Raw genomic sequence first — 20,921 nt, forward strand, 5'->3', positions numbered from 1 at the left:
GGCCAAGGCGGCCTCGGCCACCGAGACCACCGCCCCTGCCCCGGCCGAGGGGTCAGCGGCCGCCAGCACTGCGGCATCCGGCGGAGAGAACGCAGACGTCATCGCAGCACTGCAGACCTTGTTCTCGGCGAGCGCCTCGGGGACAGGCGGATCGACTCCGTCGATGCAGAAGATCATCGAGATGCTCGGATGACCGGGGTGGCACTGCTCGCGATGATCTCCGGCGCCGGCCCGGGTGAGGCGGACACCGGGGGACGAGCGTCGGGTGACTCCGGTTCGCTGTTCGGCAACGCGCTCACCGCGGCAGGTCAGGCGCTTGACGGCGCGTCGGACTCGGGCACGGCGATGCTCGCCGCAGATCGGCCGAGCGGATCGACGGCGGAAGCATCATCGGCAGCAGATCGCACGATCGACCCGCAGGCGGCGATCGCGGCCATGACCCATCTGGTCGCGTGGTCGGCTCCGGAGACCGCAGGGCCCTCCGTGGCAGCCCCGCAGGTGACGACCCCGCAGGTGACGACGCCGCAGGTGACGACGCCGCAGGTGACGACGTCCCAGGTGACGACGTCCCAGGTGACGACGTCCCAGAGCACCGTTCCGGGTGAGACGGCTCCGGACGCGGTGGTGGAGACCGTACCCGGGACGGCCGGGACGGAGGCGACACCTGTCGATCCCGTGAGCGGCGCCGCCACGACGGATGGAATGCACGTGGTTCCGGTTGCCGCGGCGTCGCCGACGACGTCGGCTTCGGCGTCGATCTCGGCACCCGCTTCGGTGAGCGCGGCAGTCGTCGCCGGTGGACGCGGCGACCCCCGATCGATGCAGGGCGGGACGCTGGGCGACGTCCGAGAAGTCGACGTCGACGCTCCGGCGACTCCGCTGGAGCCTGCCGGTGGCGGCGCCGATCCGTCGCTGTCCGAGCCGGTCGCCGTCGTGCCCCGGCCGGAGTCACTCCCGAGGCAATCGACGCCCGCGATCCCGTCCATGGTCGGTGCCCCTCTGGCCGCGACCGTGGCCGCTCCGAATCAGCAGGTGACGAGCGATGCGGGAGATAAGGCGCAGGGGTCGCAGCCCGCTCCCGCGACGGCCTCGACCGTGCCGGTCGCTGCCCCCCTGCCGACGGCGACACCCGTGTCGTCGCCCGATGCGGCCACAACCGCGAATCGTGCGGTGGCCGCCCAGGTCGCGCCGGTGGTCGTGAGCATCGCCCAGCGTCCGATGGGGACGCACCAGCTCACGATGACGGTGAACCCCGACAGCCTCGGCCCCGTCACGGTGCGCGCGCACATCTCCGCATCCGGAGACGTGCAGGTCGAACTCAGCGGTGCGACCGACGCCGGGCGCGACGCGCTGCGCACCATGCTCGTCGAGCTGCGCCGTGACCTCGCCGCAGTGATGCCGCACGCCTCGCTGAGCGTCACCCACGGCTCTTCCGCTGATGCCTCCGGCGACCGCGGCCAGCAGGCCGCGGGCGATGCGCCGACAGGGCAGGGGGCAGGCGATCGCGAGGCGAACCGCGGGCGCCCCGACCACCCCCGCGGGATCGAGCAGGCGCGGGATCTTCCCCGCACCATCCAGACAACGCCCTCTGCCACCTCCGGCGCGGGGCTCGACATCTTCGCCTGAGAGGACGACCGAATGACTGTCGACGCAGTGAGCGCCCCGAGTTCGATCCATACGGGAAGCACCACCGACCCCGCAGCCCGGAAGCAGGTGCTCGACGGAGAAGTGTTCCTCAAGCTCCTGGTCACCCAGCTGACGCACCAGGATCCCTCGAGTCCGATGGACACCAACGAGATGATCTCGCAGACCACCCAGCTCGCCATGATGGAGCAGCTGACGGCTCTCGCCGACAGCGGCGCCGAGGCCTTCGCCCTGAACATGCGTCAGGCCGCGAGCGCCCTCATCGGCCAGGAGGCGACCTACAAGGATGCCGACGGCAAGACCGTCTCGGGCCTCGTGACCAAGGTCTCGTTCGACGGACCGATCCCGCAGGTGACGATCGGCGACAAGACCGTCGCGCTCGACGTCATCACGGGCGTCACCACCGCACCGACCGCCCCCGCACCGACCACCCCCGCACCGACCACCCCCGCTGCGCCCACCCCCGCCGCAGTCTGACCTCCGTCTCACCCAGGAAGAGAGAACCCCATGCTCCGCTCGCTCTACTCCGGAATCTCCGGCCTCCGCTCGCACCAGACCATGCTCGATGTCACGGGCAACAACATCGCGAACGTCAACACGGCCGGGTTCAAGGGCTCGTCCGTGCTGTTCCAGGACTCCCTGTCGCAGCTGGTCGGCAACCCGGGAATCCCCGACGACGAGGTCGGCGGTCGCAACCCCGCCCAGGTCGGTCTCGGCGTGCAGGTCGCCGGCGTGCGCACCAACTTCGCACAGGGCTCGGCCCAGGCGACCGGCCGAGGAGGCGACCTGATGATCTCGGGCGACGGTTTCTTCGCGGTCCGATCCGGCGGAGAGACCCTGTACACCCGAGCAGGTGGATTCTCGTTCGACCCCACCGGCAAGATGGTCACCGCCGACGGCTCGATCGTTCAGGGCTGGTCGGCACAGGACGGCGTCGTCAACACCGGCCAGGCGACGGGCAACATCGTGCTCCCGCTCGACGCCGTGTCTCCCGCGAAGGCGACGACCGAAGCCACCGTCACCGGCAACCTCCCGTCGACGGCTGCGACCGGCGACGAGCTGGTGCGCGACGTCACTGTCTACGACGCGCAGGGCACGCCCTCGACTCTCAGTCTCACCTTTACGAAGACGGCGACCGGATGGGACGTCACCGAGCCGACCAGCGGTGCGACCGGGTCGCTGGCGTTCACCGACGGCAAGCAGGCCGGGGCAGGCCTCACGCTCACCGCAGGGGCCGTGAGCGTCGACCTGGGAGCGGTCACCGGCTATGCGGAACTGTCGACGGTCGCCGTGTCCGAGCAGGACGGTTCGGCAGCGGGCACCCTGAAGTCGTACAGCATCACCGGCGACGGATCCATCGTCGGCACGTTCAGCAACGGTGCGACGCAGACTCTCGGCAAGATCGCCATGGCCACGTTCGCCAACCCCGAGGGACTAGAGAAGGCCGGCGGAACGGCATACCGCGCATCCGTCAACTCCGGTGCGGCGCGCATGGGCGAGCCGGGCCAGGCAGGCTTCGGCAGCCTCGTCTCGGGCGCTCTGGAGATGAGCAACGTCGACCTCTCGCAGGAGTTCACCAACCTGATCGTCGCGCAGCGCGGCTTCCAGGCCAACGCGCGCATCATCACGACCAGCGACGAGGTCCTCCAGGAGCTCACCCAGCTGAAGCGCTGATGCGAACGGACCCGGCGCCGTCTCATGGCGCCGGGTCTGCCTGCGGAGCGAACCGGTGACCCGGGGTGCCCGCTGCCGAGATGCGGCCGGGGGCTCTGTCGCACACTGCCCCTGGCGCCAGGGGCAGCGGGGAGAGAGGCTGAGGGCATGCGCTTCGTCCGGCGGTACCCCGTGATCATCATCACGGTCGTGGTTCTCGCGGGGGTGCTCGCTCTGCACATGGTCGGCATACCCGCCGTCGGACGATGGATCGCCACTGCCTATGTCGGAGCGTTCGTCGTCTGGACGCTCGTCGGAATGGTGCGGGATGTGCTTCGCGGGCACGTCGGGCTCGACATCCTCGCAGTCGTCGCGATGGTCGCCACTCTCGCCGTCGGAGAGTACATCGCGGCACTCATCATCGTCCTGATGCTCGCGGGCGGCGAAGCCCTGGAGCAGTTCGCGGGCCGACGTGCGAAACGGGACCTCTCGGCACTGCTGGACAGGTCTCCGCGGATCGCACATGTCCTCGTGCATCCGCTGGCACCGGACTCGGAAGAGGTTCGGGATGTCGCAGTCGACGATGTCGTGATCGGCGACGCGCTGCTGGTGCGTCCGGCCGAGATCGTGCCGATCGACGGCGTGCTGCTTTCGGCGTCAGGTGAGTTCGACGAATCGTCGCTCACCGGCGAGAGCATGCCCGTCGCTCGCGAGGCCGGGGGCGAGGTGCTGTCCGGAGCGATCAACGGAGCACGGGCCGTCCGCATCCGCGCACTGCGATCGAGCGCAGACAGCCAATATCAGCAGATCGTCGCGCTCGTGCACGAGGCTGAGGAGTCGCACGCCCCGGTCGTGCGTCTCGCCGATCGATTCGCGATTCCGTTCACCGCCGTCGCTCTCGTACTGGCCGGCGCCGCATGGGCGATCTCCGGTGACTCGACACGGTTCGCCGAGGTGCTCGTGCTCGCGACTCCGTGTCCTCTCCTCATCTCGGCTCCCGTGGCATTTCTCGGCGGACTCTCCCGAGCGGCCAAGACCGGAGTGATCATGAAGGGCGGTGCGGTGATCGAGCAGCTGGCTCGGGTGCGGTCCGCGGCCTTCGACAAGACGGGCACCCTCACCCAGGGACGCCCCGACCTCGTCGATGTGCGACCCGCCACGGGGATCGATGCTGACGAACTGCTGCTGCTCGCGGCATCCGCCGAGCAGTACTCGTCGCACGTGCTCGCCGAAGGAATCCGTCGCGCCGCCGCAGAGCGTCGCCTCGTACTCCGTCGATCCGATGACGCGAGTGAAGTCGCGACCAACGGTGTGGTGGCCGTTATCGACGGCCGCACCGTCGTCGTCGGCAAGCCCGCTTTCGTCGCATCGCTCGCCGCCGACACCGTGCGCGCAACTCTCGGGACAGGTGAGGCTGCGGCCTACGTGGCGATCGACGGGCGGTTCGGAGGCGTCCTCATCCTCGCGGATGCGCCGCGACCTGAAGCGACCTCGGTCGTGTCGTGGCTCCGCTCGCACGGCATCGAGCGCATCATGATGCTCACGGGAGATGCTCGATCGACCGCGGAATCCGTCGCTCGCGAGGTAGGGATCGACGATGTCCACGCAGAACTCCTCCCGCCGGAGAAGGTCGGGCTCGCCGCCGACCTCCGTCCGAGACCGATGATGATGGTGGGCGACGGTGTCAACGACGCGCCTGTACTGGCGGCCGCCGACATCGGTGTCGCGATGGGCGCGCGTGGGGCGACGGCCGCGGGCGACGCTGCCGACGTCGTGATCCTGGTCGATTCATTGACGAAGGTCGTCGATGCGGTCGCCATCGGACGGCACACACTGCGTGTTGCGCTCACCGCGATCTGGATCGGCATCGGGCTGAGCGTGGGGCTCATGCTCGTCGCGATGACGGGGATCATCCCGGCGGTCGCGGGTGCTCTCATCCAGGAAGCGGTCGACCTCGCGACGATCCTCTATGCCCTCCGCGCACTGGGCGGTCCAGCCACCGGACTCGTCGCCCCTCGCGGGTCGTGATGTCGAGACCCGCCGGTGCGCCGACTGGTTACCGGGGGAGAGCCGCGTCGCGATAGTCGGGGCAGACTTCCCCCTCTCATCCGAAGCCCGGAGACCCCCTCGATGATCATCGTCACCCGCCTCGACCGCACCCGGTTCGCGGTGAACCCCGACCTGATCGAACGAATCCATGCGTCGCCGGACACGACTCTGCACATGGTCGACGGGCATGTGTACGTGGTCGAGGAGGACCTCGACGCCCTGATCGACCTGATCGTCGCCTACCGTGCGCGCGTCCTCGGCGCAGCCCAGGCTCTGACCTCGCAGACGGGCGCGTGATCATGGATCCCGCGTTCATCATCGGAGTGGTCCTGGCGTTCGGCGCGCTCGTCGCGATGATCACGATGGAGGGGGCGAGCTTCGAGGCTCTGCTCATCCCCGCGCCGATGATCCTCGTGCTCGGCTCGACGATCGGCGTCGGCATCGCGAGCCACACCCTCCGCGACACGATCCTCGCGGTGAAGAGCCTCGGGCGCATGGTCCGTGGCCCCAAGATGACACCGGAGGCGGTGATCCCGTTCCTCGTCGGGTATGCCGAGAAGGCTCGGGGTGAAGGGCTCCTCGCCCTCGAACAGGAACTCGACTCCGCGCCTGACGAGTTCACCAGGCAGGCGCTTCAGGCGCTCGCGGACGGCACGGATGCCGAGGATCTGCGGACCCTCATGGATGACGAGATCGCGGCGACATCGTCGCGCAACCGCGTCGCATCGAAGTTCTTCGGCTCTCTGGGCGGATATGCGCCGACGATCGGCATCGTCGGCACCGTCGTCTCCCTGACGCACGTGCTCGAGAAGCTCGACGAACCCGATCACCTCGGTCCGATGATCGCCGCAGCCTTCGTCGCCACCCTCTGGGGCCTCCTCTCTGCCAACTTCATCTGGAACCCGATCGCCGGCCGTCTGGGTCGGATCGGGGCCGTCGAACTCGAGAGGATGACCCTCGTCTCCGAGGGGATGCTCGCCATCCAGGCCGGCAGCGCGCCCCACCTCCTGCAGGAGCGACTCGAGGCGCTGTCGACCGTGAAGCCCAAGGCCGGCAAGCAGAAGCGGGAGCCTGAGTCGGTCGAGGGCGTCCAGTGAGCACAGCCCGTCGAGCTCGCGGTCGCGGGCATGAGGACGACTCGCATGACGAGCCGGACGAGCGCTGGGCCGTCTCGTATGCCGATATGGTCACCGTTCTCATGTGCCTGTTCATCGTGCTGTTCGCCGTGTCGAATGTCGACAAGACGAAGTTCGAGTTGCTCGCGAACAGCCTGGCGACGGGGTTCGGGCAGGAGAGCACCGAGGGTGGCGCCGACACCGCAGAGGGCGTGATCGTGCCGCCCGAGCTGCAGGACGACGACGGCGTGGTCGACCTCGCCGCCCGCGCGGAGACCGAGTTCGAGTCGCTCGTGGGCCTGCGTGACCGCATGAGCACGTCCCTGGCGGCTCAGGGACTGCAGGACACCGTGCAGTTCGTGATCGACGATCGGGGGCTCCAGGTCGGGCTGGTCGGCGCCGAGACCTTCTTCGCCGACAACAGCACCGACCTCTCGGCGAAGGCCGATGCGGTGCTCGACACCATCGGAGACGTCCTGGCCACGGTCGACAATCAGGTGAGCGTCGAGGGGCACGCCGATCACCGGGTCTCGGCCGCTCCCTTCCCGACCAACTGGGAGCTCTCGGGAGGGCGCGCGACCCAGGTGGCTCGATTCCTCGTCGAGCACGAAGGCTTGGGAGGTCCACGCGTGAAGGCCACCGCGTTCTCCGACACCCGCCCCATCGTGCCGGGCGACAGCCCACAGGCGCTGGCCAGCAACAGACGCGTCGACATCGTCGTCGAGTCGAACGAAGAAGAGCAGGTGAGAGCGCTGATACCCGCTCTCGCGGCTGCTGCGAACAAGTGAGCACTCACGTGAACACCACCGTCGAGGAGACCGTCATGACCGCATCCGCCGTGCTCGATGACCCGGTCGTGCGCTACCCGGCGTACGATTTCGGACGCCCGGCCCAGCTCGGGCGCGAGAGCACCCGGCATCTCGAGGCGGCGTTCGAGTCGTTCGCCCGGCTGTGGTCGTCGCAGCTGACCGACAAGATCCGCGTGCGGGCGCATCTGGCGCTCGAGAGCGTCGACCTGGTCTCGTATGAGGAGTACTCCGACACGCTCCCCGGCACGACGGCGATGGTCGCCGGCTCCTTCGCCGACCGTGATGAGCCGTGCGTCGTGCAGTTCGGACTCGACAGCGCCCTGCTGTGGGTCGTGCAGATGATGGGGGGCAGGAGCACATCGCTTCCCGCAGCCCGTACGTTCACTCCGATCGAACTGGCTCTCGTCCGCAACCTGATGGAGGGCACGTTCGAGCACCTCCACGCCAGCCTCGATGCTCTGCTCCCGGGCGCACCGAGGTTCAGCGCCGTGCACTACAACCCCCAGTACATGCAGGTCATCTCCGCCACCGCCGCGGTGATCGTCGCCCGCTACACGATGCGGCTGGGCGACTCGGAGTCGACGGCGACCGTCATGCTGCCCGCGTCGGCGGTCGTCGACCGCCTTGCGGCCTCAGGATCCGATGCTGCATCGGCTCACACGACCGAGCAGACCCTCGAACAGGTGCGCAGCACCCCGTTGGAGCTGACGCTGCGTCTCGCCCCCATCACGATCGGCACCGGTGAGATCCTCGACCTCGCGCCGGGAGACCTGCTGCGCCTGCCGCACCCGGAGACTCGACCTTACGAGCTGATGGCCGGACAGACGCGGATCGCCCTCGCGACACCCGGCAGCAGGGGCTCGCGCCTCACATGCAAGATCACGACCACCCATGAGGAGACCCACTGATGAGCACCTTCCACGAGACCGCCATCGCCGCGGCGATCGCCGGCAAGCTGCCGTTCGGATACCCCGTCATCCCGGCGCCCTCGACCGACCCGGGAGCGTCGGGCGACGCGGTCGTCGTCACCTTCACGGGCAGCCCCGGTGCTCGTATCGCGATCCAGGTCGTCGATCCGTCGCAACTGGAGGACGGTTCGAAGACCGCACCGCTGACCGATCGACTGCATCCGATCTTCGAGGCGGCCACAGCCGTGCTCGGCAGCGGTTCGCTCGGCGACGGAGCCGTGGTCGCGGCCACTGATGTCTTCACCGACTCGGGCACGCAGGTATTTGACATGGTCGACGCCGACGGCAGCGTCGTGGCCCGCGCATCCGTGCGCATCGACGGGGCGAGGTCCGCAGCCGCGGCGGGTCCTCAGCGACTGAATCGCATCGCGGGCGTCGAGATGGAGCTCGTGGTCGAGATCGGGCGCACACGGATGCCGGTGCGCGACGTGCTCTCGCTCGAACCGGGGCGTGTGGTCGAGCTCGACCGCGCGGCCGGGTCTCCCGCGGACATCAAGCTGAACGGCCGCCTGATCGGGCACGGCACCGTCGTGGTCGCGGAGGGCGACTTCGCGATCCGCGTCGAGCGCATCCTCGACGGCGCCGAGACGGTCTGACGATGGACGACATCCTCGTCGCGCTCCGAGCGATCGTGGCGCTGGGAGCGGTGCTCGGTCTGCTCCTCTTCCTGAGCCGTCGCCTGCAGAAGTCACAGGCGAAGGGAGTGAGCCCGCTGGCCGGGCTGATGCCGAAGAAGCTCGCCAAGCTGACCGAGCTCGTGCCGTCGCGTCCGGCGGCAGCCACGCGCCCGCGCCCGCGCCCGGAGAAGATCACCGTGGTGGCGCGGTCGGGCATCGGGGGCAAGGCGCAGCTCGTGGTCGCCGAGTTCGGCGGCATCCGCTACGTGCTCGGCGTGACCGAGCACGGGATCAACGTCGTCGACACCCAGGAGGCGCCTCCGCTCGCCGAGGATGTCCTCGCGGAGGACGAGCGCCCCGCTGTCTCCGAGATGCCCGACGACATCGTCGACCGCGCTCTTCGCTCCGTCGCCTGACGACAGTCAGCTCATCGGTCGACGCGGTTACGTGCACCTCGTCGTGTCGCGATAGTCGACTGCGAGCACGGATCGCTCGACCCTCTGGCTACGGATCGGCCACGTCACCCATCTTCGGAGTGCCGCCGTGCCCGTATCCGCCGCAGTCGCCGCGACGCCGTCTGCGCGCGCACCGCGACTGCCGCGGCGTGCCTGGGTACTCCTCAGCGTCGCGTTCGGCATCGCGGCGGTTCTGGTGCTCCTGCAGACCACCGGTGCGCACGCCGCCGCGTCGCTGCTCCCGACGGAGACCGGTGACGGCGACGGCGTGACGATCAACGGCATCAACGGGACCCCGTCCGACAGCATCATGACGCTGCTCGGCATCACCGTTCTCAGCGTCGCTCCGGCCCTGCTGCTGATGATGTCGAGCTTCACCAAGATCTTCGTGGTGCTCGCCCTCACCCGCAATGCGCTCTCGCTGCCGTCGATCCCACCGAACCAGGTGCTCGCGGGGCTCAGCCTCTTTCTGACGCTGTTCATCATGTGGCCGGTGCTCACCGACATCAATGCCGTCGCGGTCGCACCGTTCACCGATGGTCAGATCGACTTCGGCAGGGCGTTCGAGCTCGCCCAGGAGCCGCTGCGCGAGTGGATGCTCACCTACACCCGCGAAGAGGACATCGCGCTGATGCACCGGGCGGCGCAGATGGAGAACCCCACGGACGCTGCCAGCATCCCGCTGCAGACGCTCGTGCCGGCGTTCATGATCAGCGAGCTGCGCGCTGCCTTCCTGATCGGGTTCATCATCTTCGTCCCCTTCCTCGTGATCGATCTCGTCGTCGCCAGCGCACTGATGTCGATGGGCATGATGATGCTGCCTCCCGTCATGATCTCGCTGCCGTTCAAGATCCTCCTGTTCCTGCTCATCGACGGCTGGGGCATGGTCATCACGGCGCTCGTCCAGTCGTACAACGGGGGTGGCTGATGAACCCGGAGGCCGTCATCGACATCGGGCAGGCGGCGCTCATCGTGGGCGCGAAGCTCTGCGCGCCGCTGCTCATCACCGCGCTCGTGGTGGGATTCGCCATCTCGCTGCTGCAGTCCATCACTCAGGTGCAGGAGATGACGATCTCGTTCGTGCCGAAGCTCGTCGCCGTCGGCATCGCCCTGCTCGTGACGGGGCATTGGATGATCGCCGAGATGATCGCCTTCACGAACGAGATGTTCGCGCGGATCCCGTCGCTGCTGAACGGCGGCTGATGAACATCCCCATCGACTTCACGTGGCTCGAGGCGACCTCCCTCGCCTGCGTGCGGATCACCGCCTTCCTGGTGCTGGCGCCGCCGTTCAGCCACGGCACGATCCCGATGCGGATCCGCGCGATGCTCGGCGTGGGTCTCGCTCTCGCCGTATCGCCGGTGGTGACAGCAGGTTACGAACGTCTCGACACCGGAGCCTTCATGCTCGCCCTGGCCGGTCAGGCGCTGACGGGCGCGCTCCTCGGCTTTCTGGTGATGGTGCTCTTCAGCGCGATCCAGGGCGCGGGCCATCTCGTCGACACGTTCGGCGGGTTCCAGCTGGCGCAGGCGTTCGACCCAGGGATGGCGATCAACGGTGCGCAGTTCACGCGCCTGTTCCAGATGACCGCGATCATGCTGCTGTTCGCCTCGGACGGATACCAGCTCGTGCTCGGGGGCCTGTTCCGCTCCTTCGACGCCGTGCCCGTCACCGGCATGATCGATCTCGCCAAGCCGGCGGAGGCACTCGTGGGGGCGGCGGGGCAGATGATGCTCAGCGCCGTGCAGATCGCGGGCCCGCTGCTCATCGTGCTCTTCCTCGCAGACGTCGGTCTCGGACTGGTCAGTCGCGTCGCGCCGGCACTGAACGCGTTCGCCATGGGCTTCCCGATCAAGATCGGCCTCACGCTGCTGCTGGTCGGATTCGTCTACGCGGCGCTGCCCAGTGTCGTCGCAGTCATCGCCGAGGAGGCCGCGAGGCTGCTCCTGGGGGTGACGCGATGAGTGAGTCCGACAGCGGCGAACGCACCGAGAAGGCGACCGAGCGTCGCCTGAAGGAAGCGCGGAAGAAGGGGCAGATCGGCCGCAGCCAGGACTTCACCGCCTGGGTCTGCATAGCGGCCGCCGCCGTGATGATGGTGCCGACGATCGCCTCCGGCACGCAGGTCGTCACCGAGCTCTTCCTCGCCGTGACACCCGTCGCGATGAACCCCACCGACGGCGCGGCCCTCGACGTGCTCGGCTCGGCGATCGCATCGCTCGGCGGCATCCTGCTCCCGATGCTGGTGGTGGTGCTGCTCGCGACGACGGCCACCGCAGTCGCTCAGGGCGGCATCCATCTGCGAGGGGTGACGATGCGCACCGAGCAGTTCAACATCGTGTCCGGCATGAAGCGGGTCTTCGGGCAGCAGGCGCTCTGGGAGGGTGCCAAAGCGCTGCTGAAGACGCTGGCGATCGGGCTCGCGCTCTGGATCGTCGTCTCAGGTCTCGTGCCTGTGCTCATGGCCAGCGGCAGCCACAACATCACCTGGCTGCTCGAGCAGGCGGCCGGGGGAGCGATCGCGCTCCTGCAGGTCGCGGTCGCGGTGGGCATCCTGCTGGCCGCGATCGACGTGGCGGTCGTGATGCGACGCAACCGCAAGCACACCCATATGACGAAGAACGAGGCCAAGGACGAGCACAAGAAGAGCGAGGGCGATCCGCTCGTGCGCTCGCAGCGCCGTTCGCGGCAGCTCGCCATGAGCCGCAATCGGATGATCGCCGCGGTCGGCGACAGCGATGTCGTCCTGGTGAACCCCACCCACGTCGCGGTCGCGCTGAGGTACGAGCCGGGCAAGTCGGCCCCTCGGGTCGTGGCGAAGGGGGCGGGGGTCGTGGCGCAGAAGATCCGCGAGAGGGCGGAGGAAGCCGGCGTGCCGATGATCAAGGACGTCCCGCTCGCGCGTGCGCTGCACTCGGCCTGCGAGATCGGGCGGGAGATCCCCGAAGAGCTCTACACCGCCGTCGCCCAGGTGCTCGCCTTCATCGAGCATCTCAAGCGCCGAGGGTCGGCCAGGGGGACGCACACGATGCCCTTCGCGAGCACCAGGGACCGCGGCCTCTGAGCCGGGTCACGAACAGATTTCGAACGACGAGAGAGAACGAAGGCGAGACGCATGATCGGTCAGCTGTTGTCCAAGGCGACGGTGCCCGTAGGAGTGGTGGGCATCATCCTCCTGCTCATCGTGCCCATCCCGACCGGGCTCCTCGACGTCCTCATCGTCCTGAACATCTCGTTCGCGCTCCTGATCCTCCTCACCGCGATGTTCATCAAGAAGCCGCTCGACTTCTCGGTCTTTCCCAGCCTGCTGCTCGTCGCGACGCTCTTCCGGCTCGGTCTGAACGTCGCGTCGACGCGTCTCGTGCTCAGCGAGGCGCATGCAGGCGAGGTGATCCAGGCGTTCGGGGAGATCACGATCAGCGGGTCGCTCGTGATCGGTGCGGTGATCTTCCTCATCCTCACCGTCATCCAGTTCGTCGTCGTCACCAAGGGTGCAGAGCGCGTCGCCGAGGTCGGAGCACGATTCACCCTCGATGCCATGCCCGGCAAGCAGATGGCGATCGACGCGGATCTGAACGCCGGGCTGATCACCGACACCGAGGCGCGCAGGCGTCGAGCCGAGGTCGCGGCGGAGGCCGACTTCTACGGCGCGATGGACGGCGCGTCGAAGTTCGTCAAGGGTGACGCGATCGCGGGCATCGTGATCGTCGTCATCAACTTCGTCGGTGGCATCATCATCGGCATGGTGCAGCACGGCATGGAGGTCGGCGACGCCCTCGAGACCTACAGCATCCTCACCATCGGCGACGGACTGGTCACCCAGATCCCCGCGCTGCTGATGGCCGTGTCGACCGGCATGATCGTGACTCGCGAGAACGCCGAGTCCGAGATGGGACAGGCGGCCGGTCGTCAGCTCATGCAGTCGCGCAACGCCCTCGTGATCACGGGCCTCGCAGCCATCGCCATGGGCTTCATCCCCGGGATGCCCCTCGTGATCTTCCTGGCGATCGGAGCGGTGCTGCTGTTCGCGGCATCCCGCGTCAAGGCCAACGAAGACCGCGATGCCGCACTCGAGGCCGATGCGCTGCAGCAGGAGGCCGTCGAGGCCGGGGCCGAGGGACCGGAAGAGCTCATGGACAGGATGCGCGTGCACGCGCTGGAGATCTCGCTGTCACCTGACATCGTCGATCTGGCATCCGGGGGAGCGGGGGATCTGCTCACCCGGGTGAAGTCCCTTCGTCGCAAGCTCGCTCTGGACATCGGCATCCTGATGCCGCCGGTGCGCACCCGTGACAACATCGACCTGCCGGCGCAGACCTACTCGATCCTGATCGCCGGGGTCGAGGCCGGGCGCGGATCGGTGCCGCGCGGACACGTGCTCGCGATCGGCACGGGTCTCGAGCAGCTTCCCGGCACGGCCGTGGTCGACCCCGTGTTCGGCCTCGAGGGCAAATGGGTGCCCGCCGAGATGTCGCACGCCGCTGACATGGCGGGTGCGACGGTGATCGATCGGGCGAGCGTGATCATCACCCACCTCTCCGACATCGTGCAGAGCCAGGCCGATCGGCTGCTCTCGCTCGAAGACGTACGCCAGCTGACCGAGCACCTGAAGCAGTCCAGCCCCGCGACGGTCGAGGAGCTCACTCCGGCCGTGCTGTCGCTCGCCGCGATCCAGCGCGTCCTGGCGGGGCTTCTCGCCGAGCGGGTGCCGATCAACGACCTCTCCCGCATCTACGAGGCGCTCGCACTGCGAGGCAAGACCTCGACCGAGACCGCGGGGCTGATCGACGCGGCCAGGGCGGCGCTCGGGCCGGCGATCGCCTCGCGCTTCGCCGAAGACGGACGCATCCGGGTCGTCATGTTCGAGCCGATGCTCGAACAGCAGATGCTCGAGGGGATGCGGGTCGTCGACGGTCATCCGCAGATCGTGCTGACGCCGGAGTCGACCATGCAGGTGCTCGAGAACGTGCGTCGCACCGTCGCCGAGCTCGAGCAGGTGGGTCCGGAACCCGTGCTCGTGTGTGCTCCGTCTCTGCGTCAGGCCGTGCGTCGGATGGTCTCGTCGCAGGTCAGCGGCCTCCCCGTGCTGTCGTACGACGAGGCGGCGGCAGGCGGCCTCGCGACCGACGTCGTCGGAGTTGTGCGCATGACGCAGTCGGCTCTTCCGAGCGCGGCCGTGTAGGGCCTGGATCTGCTCATTTACGAGCTGAATGCGATACGTTTGTGGGCAGAGGGCGCAACAGCGCTCACGCCATGGAAGGCAGACGACGCATGCTGGTACTCACGAGACGCGCCAACGAGAGCATCGTGATCGGCGACGACATCACCGTCACCATTCTCGCGGTGACGCCCAGCGGCGTCCGCGTCGGCATCGATGCGCCTCGCGACAAGCGCATCAACCGCGCCGAGATCGTCCTCGCGGTGAGCGACGCGAACCAGGAAGCCGTCCAGACATCCTCCGATGGGTCCGCCGAATCGGTTCTCGTCGGCATCCTGGGAAGAACGACCCCGGCACCCTGATCCGGTCGCAGGAGCGTCATCTCGACGCGCGCCGAGTTACTGGCCCGCTCCTTGTCGCGATAGTCGTGGATGTGACGGGCGATCCCGTCATGGAAACCGTGACATGACGAGGTGACGAACCGTGGCCGCTCACGACCTGAGCATGCAACTGATGCGAGAGCGCGACCTTCTCGAGGTGCTGCTCTTCAAGCTCGACGAGCAGCAGATGCTGCTCGCGACCGGACGCAACCGTTGGATCCACCATGCGGCGAACGAGATCGAGCGGGTCATCGCGGCCATGCCGACAGTCGCCCTCTCGCGTGACACGCTCGTCATCGCTGTGGCTGACGAGTGGGGCGTGCCGGAGGCGACGACGCTCCGCGATCTGATCGAGGCCGCACCGACCGACGCGTGGCGCGAGATCCTGACGGGTCACCTCGACGCGATGACGACCCTGGCCGACGAGATCGGCGACATGAAGAAGGTCAACGAGCAGCGCCTGCGCACGGCCATCCGGGTCACACAGGAGACCATCGCGGGTCTCGGCGTTCCGACCGGCGAGTACGACACGCACGGCGATGTCGTCCGCGGCGCGGACGCCCGACTTCTCGACACAAGGGTGTGAGGTAACGATGTCGTCATTCGCAGGGCTCCGCCTCGCAGAATCCGCGCTCTCCGCGGCACGAGCGGGGATGACCGTGACCGGTCAGAACATCGCCAATCAGGCCACCCCCGGCTACACGCGCCAGCGGGTGGAGCAGACCTCGTTCTCAGCGCCCGGGCAGACGGGACTCTGGCCGTCGGGACTCGGCATCGGCGGAGGTGTCGGCGTGACCGGGATCGCGCGGCTGGGCGACGACATCCTGGACGCTCGCGTCCGTGATGCCCTGTCGACGTCGGGTTTCTGGAGCGCCCGCGCGACGGCCGCCAGCAGCGCCGAGGGCGTGATGGCCGAACCGACGAAGGACGGCCTCGCGGCGAACCTCGACCGCTTCTGGGCGGGCTGGTCCGACCTCGCCAACACGCCGGATCCGGCTGCGGCCCAGGTCGTGCTCACGAATGCCAACGTGCTCATCGGACAGATCGCCGCGGGATACCAGACGATCGCCGGGCAGTGGAGCGACCTGCGTGGACAGGTCGACAGTCAGCTCGCTGACGTCAATGCCGTCGCAGGCCAGGTGGCCTCGCTCAACGGTCAGATCAGGGATGCACTGCAGTCCGGGCGCAACGCCAACGAGCTGATCGACCAGCGCAACGTCCTCGCCCAGCAGCTCTCGACCGCAGTCGGAGCCAAGGGCAACGTGGAGGCAGACGGAACCCTCACCCTTCGCGTCGACGGCAACGCGCTCGTGTCGGGCGACAGCAGTCGAGCGCTCGTGGCGAGCGGGCCGCGTGACATCGCCGATGCCGGTCGCATCACCGTCGCGTGGGCCGATCGGCCGGGCCTGGCGGTGCCGATCACGGGCGGCATCGTCGGCGGCACCATCAGTGCGCTCGCCCCCGCATCCGACGGCGGCACGCTGGCGGGAGTCGCTGCGGCCTACAACGAGACGGCGACAGCGCTCGCGACCGCCGTGAACGACGTGCACCGCACGGGCGTCACATCGTCCGGTGCAGCCGGGGGCGACTTCTTCACGCTCAACGGCGCGGGCCCTGCTGCTCTCGGGCTCAGCGTGGTTCCCACCGGTCTCGACCAGCTGGCTCTGGCAGCGCCGGGAGCCGGAGCGAAGGACACCACGATCGCCGACCGCATCAGCGCGCTCAGTGCATCGGCGACTGGGCCCACCAAGACCTGGTCGACCTTCGTCACCGGGTTCGCGGTCACCGTCGCAGGCGACCTGCAGCGCGCCGACATCGCCGACATGGGAGCTGTCGCGGCGGTCACTGCACAGCAGTCGAACTCTTCGGTCGACGGCGACGAGGAGACGATCAACCTCCTGACCTACCAGACCGCCTATCAGGCAGCGGCCCGCGTGCTGACCGCTGTCGACGAGGCCCTGGATCTGTTGATCAACCGCACCGGCCTCGTCGGCCGCTGACTCTGGGGAGAGCGAACATGATCGGCCGTATCACGAGCAACACCATGACGCAGCAGTCGCTGCGGACGTTGCAGACCAACCTCGCGGACCGCGAGCGCCTGCAGAATCAGGCTGCCTCGCAGCGTGCCTTCCGCTCGCCGAGCGAAGACCCTGCCGCAGCGGCCACAGCGCTCGGCGTGCACGGCGACCAGTCGCGCGTCGCCCAGTTCGCCCGCAACCTCAGCGACGGGATGGCGTGGGTGACGACCGTCGACACTGCTCTCGGGGCCAGCGCAGACCTGCTCAACCGCGCGCGGGATCTCACCGCGCAGGGAGCCAACTCGGGGGCGCTCAGCCCGACAGCGCGCGAGTCGATCGCGCAGGAGCTCGAGTCGATCAGCGCGGAGCTGCTCGCCAAGGCGAACACGAGGGTGCTCGGTCGCAGCGTCTTCGCCGGCACGAGCGATGCGGGAGGCGCCTTCGACGCCACCACGTTCACGTTCAACGGCGGCACGGGTGACGGAGTGCATCGCCGCATCAGCGACAACGAGACGGTGCGCGTCGACTTCGACGGCTCGCAGGCGTTCGGCGAGGGTGCTGACAGCGCGTTCGCCCTGCTGAACGACATCGCGGCGGACCTGCGCAGCGGCGTGGAGGTGGGCGCGCGTCTCGGCGACCTCGATGCACGATTGAAGGATGTCAACGCCGCGCGAGGGACGACGGGTGCGCGTCAGGTGCAGATCGAGCGCGCCTCGGCCCAGAACCTCTCGGCGTCGATCGACCTCGAGGCCCGTCGCACCGAGGTCGAGAACGTCGACAGCCTCGAGGTGCTCGTTCGACTCCAGTCTGCCGAGCTCGTCTTCCAGTCCGCACTGCAGGTGACGGCGCGATCGCTGCAGACCAATCTGATGGAGTTCCTGCGATGAGTGCGTCGACCGACCAGAGGCCCGCGACGCTGGACGTCGAGTTCGCATCGCCCATGCCGGGCCTGAGCCCGCACACGGCGTTCACCCTCGAGCAGATCGACGGCGCGGAGGGGTTGCACGCTCTGCGCGCCACGGACGCCGATGTGCGGTTGTTCCTCCTCGATCCGCTCTCCGGGGACTACGGCTACGAGCCGACCATCCCCGCCGAGGTGCGAGCGCAGCTCGGCGCCGCCGATGACTCCGAGATCCGTGTGTTCGTCGTGGCCAACCCTTCTGCAGACGGTGTCTACATCAATCTCCGAGCTCCGATCCTCATCCATGCCACCTCCGGCCGTGCGGTGCAGGCGATCCTCGAGGATCAGCGGTACCCGATCCGCGCGCTTCTGGGCGGGTGAGGGGGCGTCCTGATCGACGGCTCTTCCGGCGGCGCGGGCTCTCAGCATGCAGAGGATTCTGAGATTCACCGCATATACCAAGGAAGAGGAACTATCCTCTGAAGAGCACAGGCTGGGGTACTGGCGGGATCCCGGCGTCGTCGCAGGAGATCGGGGCCTGGGGCACGTCACGGATGCGGTTGGTAGGGGTACAGCGCACGGCGCTCGGCGACGAGCGACATTCCATGGGACGGAAGACAACATGAGCACTTCAAGGACGCTCGAGACGAATCGGGTCAGCAAGCGGGAGTTCGTGCAGAGGTTCGCACGACGCGGCGGCATCTCGGTTCAGGCGGCACAGACTGCGTACACGGCGATGATCGACGAGCTTCTCGACCTCGTCGGCCGGGGCAACACGGTGACGCTCACCAATTTCGGCAAGTTCTATCCGCAGACGCACAAGGGGCACCGTGTGCAGTTCGCGAAGGACGACGGAGACGCCGAGGTCAACGACTACACGGTGCTGAAGTTCTCTGCGACTCGAGAGGTGAACCGTCGAGTCAAGGTGAACGATTAGTCATCGTTATCTGAACGTAAACGAGAATCCCCGGAGGTTTTGGCCTCCGGGGATCTTTCATGCCCGTCTCACCTCTAGCATGTAGGTGAAAGCAGTTCCGGTCGCTGGGGAGAGACCACACTGTGAGTCGCTGGGGAGGGCTTGCACTTACAGTGAAAGAGGCGAATTCGATGCCTATGCGCCCGCGCGACCAGCTCGTGGTCGATCATCTGCACATCGTCGGCGCGGCAACGGCGTATGTGGCCTCGCGCATCACCCATGTCTCCCGCGACGATCTCGCCTCTGCCGGTGCGTTCGCGCTGGTCCGTGCGGCCGAGAAGTTCGATGCGAGCCTCGGTGTGCCGTTCGGGGCGTTCGCCCGGGCACGCGTCAACTGGGCGTTGAAAGACGAGCTGCGGTCGATGGACTGGGCGCCTCGAGACGTACGAGTGCGGGCGAAGCAGACGATCAAGGTCAGGCAGACCCTGTCGGCGGCGCTCGGACGCACGCCCACAGTGACGGAGATCGCCGCGGCCATGGGCGTCGACACCGCAGTGGCGCGAGAGGGCCTGGATGACGCCGAACGTCTGCTCACCAGTCTTGACGCGCCGGATGCGCCGGAGATCGTGTGGACCGGGTATCTGCCGGAAGAACTCGCGATCGCATCCGAGCGCGATGAGTTCCTGCGACGGGCCGTCGCTGCGCTGCCGGAACGCAAGCGGTGGATCATCACGGCGATCTACTTCGACGACCGCACGGTGACCGAGCTCGCGGACGAGCTGGGAGTATCGCACGCCGCCGTCTCTCAGCAGCGAGCCGCGGCGGTGCGCATGCTCCGGGATGCGCTGGACCGCCATTACGCCGACGCCCCGACGACCGAGTCCGCGCCGGCCGCGCGCTCATCCGCGTCCGGGCTGGACGCGTATCTCGAGCGCCTCGCAGCCAGCGGCCAGCGGTTCACACGGGCGATACTCTCGCACGCCGTCGGCGTCTGATCAGGAGCCCGCCGTCCGACGCGTCGGCGAGGTCGCTCAGAGACTGAAGCCGTAGTTCGCCTGACCTACCAGGATGAGGTTGACCGTCGTCGGGTAGACCTCGGGCTCCTCGTCCTCGTCGTCGAGAAGCTCGAGCTTGTGGATCGGCACGAAGATGCTGCCGTCCGGTTCGAAGATGAGATCCTTCGGCACGAACGACGCGAAGATCGACCGCGTCGCGTTGCGCAGTTCGAAGGTGCGCCCGACGTCGCCCCGCTCGAAGAGGTTCATCTCCACCTCGTCCGACCAGACCTTGCCGTCGGGGAAGCGGGCCTCGATGCGATACGTGCTCGGCTCGACAGACTTGATGTTGAGGTCCTCCACGACGTCTGCGAACAGCGCGTCCGGCTGCTCGAGCTCGAACGCGATGGCACGCAGGTGGTCGTAATTGAGGCGGGCCCGGCGCGAGAACAGGGCGACGTTCTCGATCTCGTCAGGATCGGCGTGCGGTGCCTGGTCGATCAGATACTGCCGCACCTCGTCAGGGCCCGGGTACTCGAATCGCATGTGGTAGTGGAACCGCCCAGGGCGGTTGACGATGTAGGTGCTGACATCGCTGATGTCGTTCACCGTCAGGCAGTAGATGCGCTTCACGGACGAGAGGCCGTCGAACAGCGACAGGAACTGGTTCTGCCGGTTGTCTCCCTCTCCGCCGCGGCGCCCCGCAGGGAAGACCTTCTCGAACTCGTCGAAGATGATCAGGCACTCGTCGAGGGTGTCGAGGAACTCCACGATGCCGTCGTTGTCCTCTGAGACGATCACCACGGGCAGGCACTGCTCGCGGGCCTCCTCGGCGACCATGCGCAGGAACAGCGTCTTGCCGATCCCTTTGTCGCCGGACAGCATCACACCGAGACTGCGATCCGTGAGGGCATAGGAGCGGAAGATCTTGTCGACCTTCCTGTCGCGGCCGCCGTAGACGCGTTCGGTGCCCACTGTCAGGTCGTCGATCTTGATCAGGCTGAAGCCCTCTTTCGAGGTGAAATGCACCCGATAAGTGCCGAGAGGGAACTCGTGATGCGTGCGGACGGCCGCGTCGTACACGCGGACATGTCCGCCCGTCTCGATGTAGGTGCTGGTCAAGATCCTTCTCCTTTGCTCCCCGTACTCATATATCGGTTGAGATCCGATCGCCGTAAGGCGTTCGGAAAGAAACTTTTCGCAGTACCCTGAGCGGACAGTGGGCGTGGGGACGCCCGGGTCA

The 20,921-nt window shown here is 67.8% G+C and carries 24 protein-coding genes; 23 read left to right on the plus strand and 1 reads right to left on the minus strand.

Translation table 11 applies throughout. The features are described from left to right. The 23 genes from RU09_RS18750 to RU09_RS12770 all read left to right on the plus strand — a co-directional run. Positions 1–193, plus strand: a 193-nt coding sequence (locus RU09_RS18750) for a hypothetical protein (RefSeq protein ID WP_042541085.1), incomplete at its 5' end; no start/stop codon positions are given. Further along, positions 190–1,626: a flagellar hook-length control protein FliK gene (locus tag RU09_RS18565; RefSeq protein ID WP_042541087.1), complete on the plus strand. Its 1,437-nt coding sequence runs from the start codon at positions 190–192 to the stop codon at positions 1,624–1,626. The genes RU09_RS18750 and RU09_RS18565, both read left to right, overlap by 4 nt. A 12-nt stretch (positions 1,627–1,638) precedes the next feature. Next, positions 1,639–2,121, plus strand: a complete 483-nt coding sequence (locus tag RU09_RS12670) for a flagellar hook capping FlgD N-terminal domain-containing protein (RefSeq protein ID WP_042541089.1) — start codon at positions 1,639–1,641, stop codon at positions 2,119–2,121. Between the two features lie 30 nt (positions 2,122–2,151). Beyond that, complete coding sequence (locus RU09_RS12675; protein ID WP_042541091.1) at positions 2,152–3,318, plus strand: flagellar hook protein FlgE; 1,167 nt, start codon at positions 2,152–2,154, stop codon at positions 3,316–3,318. 147 nt (positions 3,319–3,465) lie between these two features. Next, positions 3,466–5,325: a heavy metal translocating P-type ATPase gene (locus tag RU09_RS12680; protein WP_042541093.1), complete on the plus strand. Its 1,860-nt coding sequence runs from the start codon at positions 3,466–3,468 to the stop codon at positions 5,323–5,325. A gap of 102 nt (positions 5,326–5,427) precedes the next feature. Beyond that, positions 5,428–5,643, plus strand: coding sequence for a flagellar FlbD family protein (locus tag RU09_RS12685; RefSeq protein WP_042541095.1), 216 nt, complete (start codon positions 5,428–5,430; stop codon positions 5,641–5,643). A gap of 2 nt (positions 5,644–5,645) precedes the next feature. Then, positions 5,646–6,443, plus strand: coding sequence for a motility protein A (locus RU09_RS12690; protein WP_042541097.1), 798 nt, complete (start codon positions 5,646–5,648; stop codon positions 6,441–6,443). Next, a complete protein-coding gene (locus tag RU09_RS12695) occupies positions 6,440–7,249 on the plus strand; it encodes an OmpA/MotB family protein (protein WP_042541099.1) in 810 nt (269 codons plus the stop codon). The genes RU09_RS12690 and RU09_RS12695 overlap by 4 nt, the downstream gene beginning before the upstream one ends. Positions 7,250–7,284: 35 nt before the next feature. Continuing rightward, positions 7,285–8,178, plus strand: a complete 894-nt coding sequence (locus RU09_RS12700) for a flagellar motor switch protein FliM (protein WP_042541177.1) — start codon at positions 7,285–7,287, stop codon at positions 8,176–8,178. Beyond that, a complete protein-coding gene (locus tag RU09_RS12705) occupies positions 8,178–8,834 on the plus strand; it encodes a FliM/FliN family flagellar motor switch protein (protein ID WP_042541101.1) in 657 nt (218 codons plus the stop codon). The genes RU09_RS12700 and RU09_RS12705 overlap by 1 nt, the downstream gene beginning before the upstream one ends. A 2-nt stretch (positions 8,835–8,836) precedes the next feature. Next, positions 8,837–9,271, plus strand: coding sequence for a flagellar biosynthetic protein FliO (locus RU09_RS12710; RefSeq protein WP_042541104.1), 435 nt, complete (start codon positions 8,837–8,839; stop codon positions 9,269–9,271). 127 nt (positions 9,272–9,398) lie between these two features. Further along, entirely contained in the window at positions 9,399–10,238 is an 840-nt protein-coding gene (gene fliP / locus RU09_RS12715) for a flagellar type III secretion system pore protein FliP (RefSeq protein ID WP_194285926.1), read from the plus strand. Continuing rightward, complete coding sequence (gene fliQ / locus RU09_RS12720; RefSeq protein ID WP_042541106.1) at positions 10,238–10,513, plus strand: flagellar biosynthesis protein FliQ; 276 nt, start codon at positions 10,238–10,240, stop codon at positions 10,511–10,513. Before fliP ends, fliQ begins: the two co-directional genes overlap by 1 nt. After that, positions 10,513–11,274 (plus strand): flagellar biosynthetic protein FliR, encoded by a 762-nt coding sequence (locus tag RU09_RS12725; protein ID WP_042541108.1) that lies wholly within the window; start codon positions 10,513–10,515, stop codon positions 11,272–11,274. The genes fliQ and RU09_RS12725 overlap by 1 nt, the downstream gene beginning before the upstream one ends. Next, the gene (locus RU09_RS12730; protein WP_042541110.1) at positions 11,271–12,374 is read left to right on the plus strand and encodes an EscU/YscU/HrcU family type III secretion system export apparatus switch protein; all 1,104 of its coding nucleotides are present in this window, start codon (positions 11,271–11,273) and stop codon (positions 12,372–12,374) included. Before RU09_RS12725 ends, RU09_RS12730 begins: the two co-directional genes overlap by 4 nt. 51 nt (positions 12,375–12,425) lie before the next feature. After that, entirely contained in the window at positions 12,426–14,492 is a 2,067-nt protein-coding gene (locus tag RU09_RS12735) for a flagellar biosynthesis protein FlhA (protein ID WP_042541112.1), read from the plus strand. Between the two features lie 89 nt (positions 14,493–14,581). Further along, on the plus strand, positions 14,582–14,830 hold the full coding sequence (csrA, locus tag RU09_RS12740; protein WP_042541117.1) for a carbon storage regulator CsrA: 249 nt from the start codon (positions 14,582–14,584) through the stop codon (positions 14,828–14,830). 121 nt (positions 14,831–14,951) lie between these two features. Further along, positions 14,952–15,434, plus strand: a complete 483-nt coding sequence (flgN, locus tag RU09_RS12745) for a flagellar export chaperone FlgN (protein WP_042541118.1) — start codon at positions 14,952–14,954, stop codon at positions 15,432–15,434. Between the two features lie 7 nt (positions 15,435–15,441). Beyond that, positions 15,442–16,848 carry a flagellar hook-associated protein FlgK gene (gene flgK / locus RU09_RS12750; protein WP_042541120.1) on the plus strand — a complete coding sequence of 469 codons (1,407 nt, stop codon included), beginning with the start codon at positions 15,442–15,444 and terminating at the stop codon, positions 16,846–16,848. Between the two features lie 17 nt (positions 16,849–16,865). After that, positions 16,866–17,753, plus strand: a complete 888-nt coding sequence (gene flgL, locus RU09_RS12755; RefSeq protein ID WP_042541122.1) for a flagellar hook-associated protein FlgL — start codon at positions 16,866–16,868, stop codon at positions 17,751–17,753. Continuing rightward, positions 17,750–18,148: a flagellar assembly protein FliW gene (locus tag RU09_RS12760; protein WP_042541124.1), complete on the plus strand. Its 399-nt coding sequence runs from the start codon at positions 17,750–17,752 to the stop codon at positions 18,146–18,148. Before flgL ends, RU09_RS12760 begins: the two co-directional genes overlap by 4 nt. Positions 18,149–18,389: 241 nt before the next feature. Beyond that, positions 18,390–18,704, plus strand: coding sequence for an HU family DNA-binding protein (locus tag RU09_RS18755; protein ID WP_042541126.1), 315 nt, complete (start codon positions 18,390–18,392; stop codon positions 18,702–18,704). A gap of 170 nt (positions 18,705–18,874) precedes the next feature. Beyond that, entirely contained in the window at positions 18,875–19,678 is an 804-nt protein-coding gene (locus tag RU09_RS12770; RefSeq protein WP_042541129.1) for a sigma-70 family RNA polymerase sigma factor, read from the plus strand. 36 nt (positions 19,679–19,714) lie between these two features. Here the strand turns inward: RU09_RS12770 and RU09_RS12775 are convergent, their stop codons facing one another. Continuing rightward, positions 19,715–20,800 carry an AAA family ATPase gene (locus RU09_RS12775; protein WP_052492967.1) on the minus strand — a complete coding sequence of 362 codons (1,086 nt, stop codon included), beginning with the start codon at positions 20,798–20,800 and terminating at the stop codon, positions 19,715–19,717. Between the last annotated feature and the right edge of the window lie 121 nt (positions 20,801–20,921).

Origin of the sequence: Microbacterium sp. MEJ108Y (assembly GCF_000834175.1) — a bacterium.
In the GTDB taxonomy this organism is placed as follows: domain Bacteria; phylum Actinomycetota; class Actinomycetes; order Actinomycetales; family Microbacteriaceae; genus Microbacterium; species Microbacterium forte.

Coding starts and splice junctions, on each gene's coding strand:
- RU09_RS18565 (WP_042541087.1), top strand. CDS start 190: ATGACCGGGGTGGCACTGCTCGCGATGATCTCCGGCGCCGGCCCGGGT.
- RU09_RS12670 (WP_042541089.1), top strand. CDS start 1,639: ATGACTGTCGACGCAGTGAGCGCCCCGAGTTCGATCCATACGGGAAGC.
- RU09_RS12675 (WP_042541091.1), top strand. CDS start 2,152: ATGCTCCGCTCGCTCTACTCCGGAATCTCCGGCCTCCGCTCGCACCAG.
- RU09_RS12680 (WP_042541093.1), top strand. CDS start 3,466: ATGCGCTTCGTCCGGCGGTACCCCGTGATCATCATCACGGTCGTGGTT.
- RU09_RS12685 (WP_042541095.1), top strand. CDS start 5,428: ATGATCATCGTCACCCGCCTCGACCGCACCCGGTTCGCGGTGAACCCC.
- RU09_RS12690 (WP_042541097.1), top strand. CDS start 5,646: ATGGATCCCGCGTTCATCATCGGAGTGGTCCTGGCGTTCGGCGCGCTC.
- RU09_RS12700 (WP_042541177.1), top strand. CDS start 7,285: ATGACCGCATCCGCCGTGCTCGATGACCCGGTCGTGCGCTACCCGGCG.
- RU09_RS12705 (WP_042541101.1), top strand. CDS start 8,178: ATGAGCACCTTCCACGAGACCGCCATCGCCGCGGCGATCGCCGGCAAG.
- RU09_RS12710 (WP_042541104.1), top strand. CDS start 8,837: ATGGACGACATCCTCGTCGCGCTCCGAGCGATCGTGGCGCTGGGAGCG.
- fliQ (WP_042541106.1), top strand. CDS start 10,238: ATGAACCCGGAGGCCGTCATCGACATCGGGCAGGCGGCGCTCATCGTG.
- RU09_RS12725 (WP_042541108.1), top strand. CDS start 10,513: ATGAACATCCCCATCGACTTCACGTGGCTCGAGGCGACCTCCCTCGCC.
- RU09_RS12730 (WP_042541110.1), top strand. CDS start 11,271: ATGAGTGAGTCCGACAGCGGCGAACGCACCGAGAAGGCGACCGAGCGT.
- RU09_RS12735 (WP_042541112.1), top strand. CDS start 12,426: ATGATCGGTCAGCTGTTGTCCAAGGCGACGGTGCCCGTAGGAGTGGTG.
- csrA (WP_042541117.1), top strand. CDS start 14,582: ATGCTGGTACTCACGAGACGCGCCAACGAGAGCATCGTGATCGGCGAC.
- flgK (WP_042541120.1), top strand. CDS start 15,442: ATGTCGTCATTCGCAGGGCTCCGCCTCGCAGAATCCGCGCTCTCCGCG.
- flgL (WP_042541122.1), top strand. CDS start 16,866: ATGATCGGCCGTATCACGAGCAACACCATGACGCAGCAGTCGCTGCGG.
- RU09_RS12760 (WP_042541124.1), top strand. CDS start 17,750: ATGAGTGCGTCGACCGACCAGAGGCCCGCGACGCTGGACGTCGAGTTC.
- RU09_RS18755 (WP_042541126.1), top strand. CDS start 18,390: ATGAGCACTTCAAGGACGCTCGAGACGAATCGGGTCAGCAAGCGGGAG.
- RU09_RS12770 (WP_042541129.1), top strand. CDS start 18,875: ATGCCTATGCGCCCGCGCGACCAGCTCGTGGTCGATCATCTGCACATC.